A 6,480-nucleotide genomic window follows, 5' to 3' on the forward strand; every position below is an offset into this window, starting at 1 on the left:
GCATTTATATTGAATAACGGCCTGAATAAGCTATTCACCGGCTATGAGAATTTTTTCATTTGCTAATTTGAGAGAGATCACAAAATGAATGGAAAGCTAAAAATACAAGAAATTGCTAATCAGACTGGCCTTTCAATTAGCACGGTATCGAGAGTATTAGCCGGTAAAGCCAATACCAGTGCGAAAGCAAAACAGCAGGTAATGGCGTATGCGCAGTCGCAGGGGATATTGCAGAATTTGTCCAGCGGGCGGTTGATGCTAAATAATATTATGGTATTTGCTCCTCATCGCGCCTTTGATGTACGTACCGATATTTTTTACTACAAAGTTATTCAGGGGATTACTGAGGCGGTCAGCCAACATGAAGTGATGATTCGCTACTGTGGATTATCTGAAACTCGCTGTGATATTGCGTTATTTTTGGAAAAAATAACCCATCCTCAAACCGAAGCAGCAATCATTATTGGTATCGACGATCCACGCATTCATACATTAGCAGCTGGGGTGCATAAGCCGTCGGTGTTAATTAATTGCCGTGACAAAGAAATGTCATTGGATAGTGTGTCGCCAGACCATCAACTGATTGGTGAGTTTTCTGCCAACTATCTGATACAGCAAGGGCATCGACGCATCCTGACCCTGCAATGTTTACGCCGCAACACGATGGAACTGCGCTTGGTGGGAATAAAAGAGGCTTTCGCCAATAACAATATGCGCTTTGATGATGGGCAGCATCTGATTACCACTCATGGCTTTGGCGCGGAAGAGGCTGAGCAAGCATTAACTGCTTTTATCATAGGTTGTGGAGATAAGAGCCAACTGCCGACAGCCATTTTAGCCGGGGGGGACTATATGGCGGTTGGTGCGGTTAATGCATTGAATAAACTGAACATGAACGTGCCTGATAACGTATCCGTTATGAGTATGGATGGTTTTAATCTGGCAGAGATTCATGATGTTCCACTGACGGCGGTGCATGTTCCCCGAGATGAGTTGGGGGCTGAAGCTATACAGTTATTGCAACGACGCTTATTACGCCCAGATGCGCCCTTCAGTAATACCTTGTTGCAGGGCAAATTAGTGGCTCGTGCTTCGGTCAAGCAGGTCAATCAGAAAAGAGTGATGTCTACGGCAAATAAGCCATTGGATCAGTTATATGATTTGTAATTCTTAGTATGGAAAATCATCAATGTCTATCTCATAAAATAGCAATTACCGCTATAGTTTACAGTTAGCTTTGCACTGTTTACGGCGGGCAAAGAGATAAATATGCATAAATGAGTTTTATATAAGTCAGATGGGGATATCTTATATCTTACCCGTCATCTTTCAGAATGCAGGTGGGTTGGCTGTTTCCGTTACTTGGCCCATTCATGGGGCTTGCCTCTGGGCCGCTGCAAGCAGCGTTCAAATCTGCTCCCGACAGATTTGTCCCCCTAATCACTGAGTTGTCGTGAATGAGCATGTTCGGGATGAGTGAGCCTGATTAAGGTTCACCTGACGGGGCGAGTATCAACGTTGTTCAAATCGGTTCACCACCGATTTGTCTTTTTCTTGCCACCTTCCTGCACCTTGAAATCTATTGGGTATAGCACATTGAATTTAAGGATATTACCGCATGGAATTTAAAGACTATTATGCCGTGATGGGAGTAGAACCAACCGCTTCCCTGAAAGATATTAAAACGGCCTATCGCAAGTTAGCGCGCAAATACCACCCGGATGTCAGCTCTGAACCCGATGCTGAAAGTAAGTTCAAAGAGGTCGCTGAGGCTTATGAGGTATTAAAAGATACTGAACGGCGTGCCGAATACGACGAGTTAAGGCTACACCGTAATGACCCGCGTTTTACACAGCAACAGGCTGCCTATAATTCAGGTAATCAACAATGGCACAGCAGTGCGGGTGCCGGTTCCCAAGATTTCTCAGACTTTTTTGAATCTTTCTTTGCCAACCGTGGTGCTTCCGCTCATCACACCTCTCAGCGATCACCTCGCGGTGTACGCGGCCAGGATCTTGAGATGGAGTTACCCATCTTTTTAGAAGAGACTTTAGCGGAACAGACGCGTTCTATTTCTTATAAAATACCGACAGTTGATGCTTCGGGGTATCCGGGAGCGGAGACCGCCAAAACGCTAAAAGTGAAAATTCCTGCGGGTGTGGGAGATGGTGAGCGTATTCGTCTTAAAGGGCAGGGTGCACCAGGTTTTGCCGGGGGAGCCAATGGCGATTTATTCCTGGTTATTCGTATTGCGCCGCATCCATTGTTTGATGTTGATGGTCAGAATTTGCAAATAGTGGTGCCGTTAGCCCCATGGGAAGCAGCATTAGGTGCCAATGTCGAGATGCCAACCCTGACGGGCAAAATAACGTTAACGGTCCCGGCAGGTAGCCAAAGTGGTCAGAAATTGCGTATCAAAGGCAAGGGGCTAGTCAGCAAAAAAGGCACCGGCGATCTGTACGCGATCCTCAAGGTAGTGATGCCGCCAAAACCGGACGAGAAAATGCGAGCGCTCTGGCAACAACTGTCAGATCAGGCGTCGTTTAATCCTCGCACCGGGTGGGAGTAACAGATTATGGCTGAAATAGAAATCACCTATACCGTGACTGAATTATGTCAGTCAACAGGAATAATGCAGGATGAACTGGTCGAGGTGGTCGGGTTGGGGGTGATTGTGCCACTTGAGCCTGCTGACAGCGTCTGGATTTTTGACGCTGATGCACTGAGTTGCCTTCAACGCGCCCAGCGGCTACAAAATGAGTTGGATCTGGACTGGTCTGGTGTAGCAATGACCCTAACATTGCTGGAAAGGGTTGAGCAGCTAAAGAAAGAAAATGACCAACTGCGCAGGCAGCTCGATCGTTTCTTGCAGATATCTTAATGCGATAGCACGGGTTGTGCCCATCTCGGCCAACCCGTATTTTGCTCTCTCTATCTCAGATATTATCCGATGGATAGCACCGAGCGGATATCGCTGTTTTTATTGATATTCCAGATTGTCGAGACATCATCCAGTGAATGAAGCTGGGTCTCAATAGCGAGCTTTTGTTGTGCCGCCAGAACGAAAATATCTGAAACAATTTGTTTTAATTCAGGGATAGCTGGGAAATTACCCGTACCACTACCCAGTATGTGCAAATTTGCGCTGCGTAACACCGCGGCGGGGAGTTGTAGTGTTGGAGATGCCATGGAACCAACATTGACTAAACGTATGCCTTGATCAGAGCCATCAGCATGAGAGGCAAGGTCATGATGGGTCAGTGCGGCGAAGAGAGCCTCGGTAGCAGGCCCCCAGATATAATCCACAATCACGTTATACCCAGCGGGACCCGCCGCTTGAGTAAATGCCTGCGTCAATTCCGCACCCTGCAATGTCAGGTCTACTGTGGCATCAGCCCCCAATGTTGCCAATACATCCTGACGCCTCCCGGCGGCGATGACCCTTCCCGCCCCTAAATGACGAGCTGCTGCGATGGCCAGTTTGCCTGAGGTGCCAGTCGCACCAAGGATAAGCACGGATTCACCCGGTTGGATCTTGGCCCGCCAGGAAAGCGGTAACCAGGCAGCCAATGCCGGGTTAATCAAGGCTGCCGCAGTCGCATTGTCAACTTCTGGCGGAACCGGAACATACCAGGATGCTACTGTGCGTTCGGCCATGGCACCAAAAGGCTGGCGAAATGAAGCAAAATAAACACGTGAACCATCAGGTAAATGCCCGACACCATCAGTACCAGGAACGATAGGTAATGTTTTCGGGCTGGAATAATGGGTGCCTTTAACGATAGCGCGATCAAGTTGTTTGATACCAGCAACCGCAACATTTATCACCGTTTCACCGTGCAGCGGTGTTGGCTCCACAAACTGCCCCAGAACCGGCGCTTCACCCAATGCCTCTACTATTGCAGCCTTCATCGTGTCACCTCACATTAGTGTGCTATTTAGCAATAGCCACCAATCTGCACCCAATCTATTATGAAGACAATATGCCCAGTAAGTGACTAATTTTCTTGTTAGATAAGGTATTTAAAGGCTGCTGACGCCCCCATCTACCCGTAATTCTGTTCCGACGATAAAACTGGATTCATCTGAGGCGAGAAAGACCGCAGCATGGGCAATCTCACTAGATGTTCCCATTCTCTTAATCGGTACCAGTTGGCGGATTTGTTCAGCCAGGTGCTCTTGTTCACTGCCGGATAACCCCAGTTTTTGCAGTGCCGGCGTCTGTGTCGGCCCTGGACTCAAGCCATTGACCCGGATTCCTCTGTCTGCCCACTCGCCTGACAAGGTTCGCGCAAGAGAGAGTAACCCTGCCTTGCTGGCGGCATAAACGCTGCTTTGCGGTAAACCGATATGAACACTGGCGGAGCCACAAAGAATCACCGAGGCAGGGTTAGCCAGCAGTGGCAACAGTGCTTGTAACAGGAAGAATGGGCCTTTCAGATTAGTTGATAATACTCGCTCAAAACTTTCTTCATCCCACTCTTCTATCGAACGATGAGTAACATCGCCTGCGTTGATATAGACGATATCGAGACGTGGCCAAACCTGGGTAAGTTTTGTCGCTAGCTGATATTGATCGGCAATATTACTGGCATCACTATTTAGCAGCAAAACTTGGCCGCCAAGCCCTTCATATGCCGCCTGCAAGGCCGCGCTATTTCTACCGGTGATTGCGACTGTTGCACCTTCAGCCAGAAATTGGCGAGCAGTTTCCAGCCCGATGCCACTGGTTCCTCCTGTAATTAGTGCATATTTATCATTTAAACGATTCATGGTGAGTCTTCTCATTAATAACGATGGAAGACCATTTTTAATACAAAAGTATCTAAAGTATAGTAGGTACCAATTGGATACTAATGATGCAACAGGAAAGCAATGACAACCTATCAGCCGCTGACAGCAAAAAATAAATTAGAGCCGGACAATACGATTGTGGAAGAGAAGTGTCCGATGGTGCAATTTGTCGAACTTATCGCGGGGAAGTGGGCTATCCCAATTCTTTATCGTTTGATCGTCACTGCGGCTCCTATCCGATTTGGTGAGTTGCAGCGGGCAATTGCACCTATCACCCAAAAAGAGCTTACCCGGCAATTACGTGCTTTCGAACAACGCGGTTTGGTCTATCGCAAGATCTATGCCGAAGTTCCCCCACGTGTTGAATATGAAATTACGTCATTGGGCAAAACATTACAGCCAACATTGGATTCGTTGGCCCAATGGATGAGAGACCATCATCAAGCCCTCAAGGGCAAGGTGTGACCGGGATTATTGTCGTGCCGAGAAGATCCTATTTTTTCTCAATTCCGCTATTGGCAGTCGCGTAATACAAATTATATGTACTACATTTAAAAGACTGCTCACTAATTCGGCAGTAACAAAAATGGCAACAATAGTTTCAAGGAGAGAGTATGAGTAAAATACCAAGTTGTTGTTCAGAAGATAACCACCCGAATAGCCGACGGAATGTGCTAAAAGCTGCATTGGGTATCACTGCTGCGAGCGTCATAGGTGGGATTGGTTTGGGGCTACCTCAAATATCATATGCAGCGGCTATGACCAGAGAAGAACGGGATAAGTTAACGCCAGATCAAATAGTTGAGAGTTTAAAACAGGGCAATAAGCGGTTTGTTTCTGGTAAAATGCAGCAACATGATTATCTTGCACAAAAACGCAGTAGTGCAGAAGGGCAGTTCCCTACCACTGTCATTTTGAGTTGTATTGATTCCCGCGCACCAGCAGAGATAGTGCTGGATACGGGGATCGGTGAAACCTTTAATGCCAGAATTGCCGGTAACATCTCTAATGATGATTTATTAGGTAGCCTGGAATTTGCTTGTGCTGCTGCGGGAGCTAAAGTCATCCTGGTTATGGGGCACACGGCTTGTGGTGCAATCAAGGGGGCTATTGATAACGTTGAACTTGGCAACCTGACTGGTCTACTTAATAAGATTAAGCCAGCAATTGAGTCGACGCAATTTGATGGAGAGAAAAGCAGTAAAAATGAAAAATACGTCGATGCTGTAGCGAAGAATAATGTCAAACACACCATAGATGAGATACGTAAAAATAGCGAAATAATTAGAAACTTAGAAAAAGAAGGGAAAGTAAAAATAGTAGGTAGCATGTACAACTTAAATGGTGGTGCGGTCGAATTCATTATGTAATATGTTTGCTTTAATTCTATCCCATTCCCCTTGATAAACGTCAAGGGGAATAATAATTACTTCTGATTGGATACTAAATTAGATATCCTGTTATTTTTTTTATTACACACTCCTGCTTGGCTAAGAATAGTATTTATGCTTATATAAATGAGACGGTGTTATAATCAACGTCTGATAGCAGAGTGTCTGGTAAAGATTGTTTTTTAAATGGAATCGCGGCTGCATAAAATAATCACATGGATATTTGTAAAGGCAAAACATATAATTGTTATAATTTTGTTTTTAAGTAAATAACTTGCTTTCATATTGTTAAATG

At 45.9% G+C, this 6,480-nt stretch carries 7 protein-coding genes; 5 read left to right on the plus strand and 2 right to left on the minus strand.

The window, feature by feature from the left end:
- The first annotated feature begins 84 nt into the window (after positions 1 to 84).
- The 3 genes from V1952_RS19100 to cbpM all read left to right on the plus strand — a co-directional run bounded on the left by V1952_RS19100 (position 85) and on the right by cbpM (position 2,881).
- Positions 85 to 1,167: a LacI family DNA-binding transcriptional regulator gene (locus V1952_RS19100; RefSeq protein ID WP_420075326.1), complete on the plus strand. Its 1,083-nt coding sequence runs from the start codon at positions 85 to 87 to the stop codon at positions 1,165 to 1,167.
- 451 nt (positions 1,168 to 1,618) lie between these two features.
- Positions 1,619 to 2,569 carry a curved DNA-binding protein gene (cbpA, locus tag V1952_RS19105; protein WP_083162787.1) on the plus strand — a complete coding sequence of 317 codons (951 nt, stop codon included), beginning with the start codon at positions 1,619 to 1,621 and terminating at the stop codon, positions 2,567 to 2,569.
- Positions 2,570 to 2,575: 6 nt separating this feature from the next.
- Entirely contained in the window at positions 2,576 to 2,881 is a 306-nt protein-coding gene (cbpM, locus tag V1952_RS19110; RefSeq protein ID WP_083162789.1) for a chaperone modulator CbpM, read from the plus strand.
- Between the two features lie 62 nt (positions 2,882 to 2,943).
- Here cbpM and V1952_RS19115 read toward each other — a convergent pair whose 3' ends face one another.
- The gene (locus V1952_RS19115; protein ID WP_420075327.1) at positions 2,944 to 3,912 is read right to left on the minus strand and encodes a quinone oxidoreductase family protein; all 969 of its coding nucleotides are present in this window, start codon (positions 3,910 to 3,912) and stop codon (positions 2,944 to 2,946) included.
- A gap of 111 nt (positions 3,913 to 4,023) precedes the next feature.
- Positions 4,024 to 4,773: an SDR family oxidoreductase gene (locus V1952_RS19120; RefSeq protein WP_420075328.1), complete on the minus strand. Its 750-nt coding sequence runs from the start codon at positions 4,771 to 4,773 to the stop codon at positions 4,024 to 4,026.
- Positions 4,774 to 4,875: 102 nt separating this feature from the next.
- Here V1952_RS19120 and V1952_RS19125 point away from each other — a divergent pair, with 102 nt between their 5' ends.
- Both V1952_RS19125 and V1952_RS19130 read left to right on the plus strand, forming a co-directional pair.
- Positions 4,876 to 5,259 (plus strand): winged helix-turn-helix transcriptional regulator, encoded by a 384-nt coding sequence (locus V1952_RS19125; RefSeq protein WP_420072287.1) that lies wholly within the window; start codon positions 4,876 to 4,878, stop codon positions 5,257 to 5,259.
- Positions 5,260 to 5,408: 149 nt separating this feature from the next.
- Positions 5,409 to 6,164 (plus strand): carbonic anhydrase, encoded by a 756-nt coding sequence (locus tag V1952_RS19130; RefSeq protein WP_420072286.1) that lies wholly within the window; start codon positions 5,409 to 5,411, stop codon positions 6,162 to 6,164.
- The last annotated feature ends 316 nt before the right edge of the window (positions 6,165 to 6,480 follow it).

Origin of the sequence: Yersinia sp. 2542 StPb PI (assembly GCF_048593855.1) — a bacterium.
GTDB classification, from domain to species: domain Bacteria; phylum Pseudomonadota; class Gammaproteobacteria; order Enterobacterales; family Enterobacteriaceae; genus Yersinia; species Yersinia enterocolitica_E.

What these genes read in the sequence shown, in the direction of transcription:
- V1952_RS19100 (WP_420075326.1), top strand. Translation starts at nt 85, where the DNA reads ATGAATGGAAAGCTAAAAATACAAGAAATTGCTAATCAGACTGGCCTT.
- cbpA (WP_083162787.1), top strand. Translation starts at nt 1,619, where the DNA reads ATGGAATTTAAAGACTATTATGCCGTGATGGGAGTAGAACCAACCGCT.
- cbpM (WP_083162789.1), top strand. Translation starts at nt 2,576, where the DNA reads ATGGCTGAAATAGAAATCACCTATACCGTGACTGAATTATGTCAGTCA.
- V1952_RS19115 (WP_420075327.1), bottom strand. Translation starts at nt 3,912, where the DNA reads ATGAAGGCTGCAATAGTAGAGGCATTGGGTGAAGCGCCGGTTCTGGGG.
- V1952_RS19120 (WP_420075328.1), bottom strand. Translation starts at nt 4,773, where the DNA reads ATGAATCGTTTAAATGATAAATATGCACTAATTACAGGAGGAACCAGT.
- V1952_RS19125 (WP_420072287.1), top strand. Translation starts at nt 4,876, where the DNA reads ATGACAACCTATCAGCCGCTGACAGCAAAAAATAAATTAGAGCCGGAC.
- V1952_RS19130 (WP_420072286.1), top strand. Translation starts at nt 5,409, where the DNA reads ATGAGTAAAATACCAAGTTGTTGTTCAGAAGATAACCACCCGAATAGC.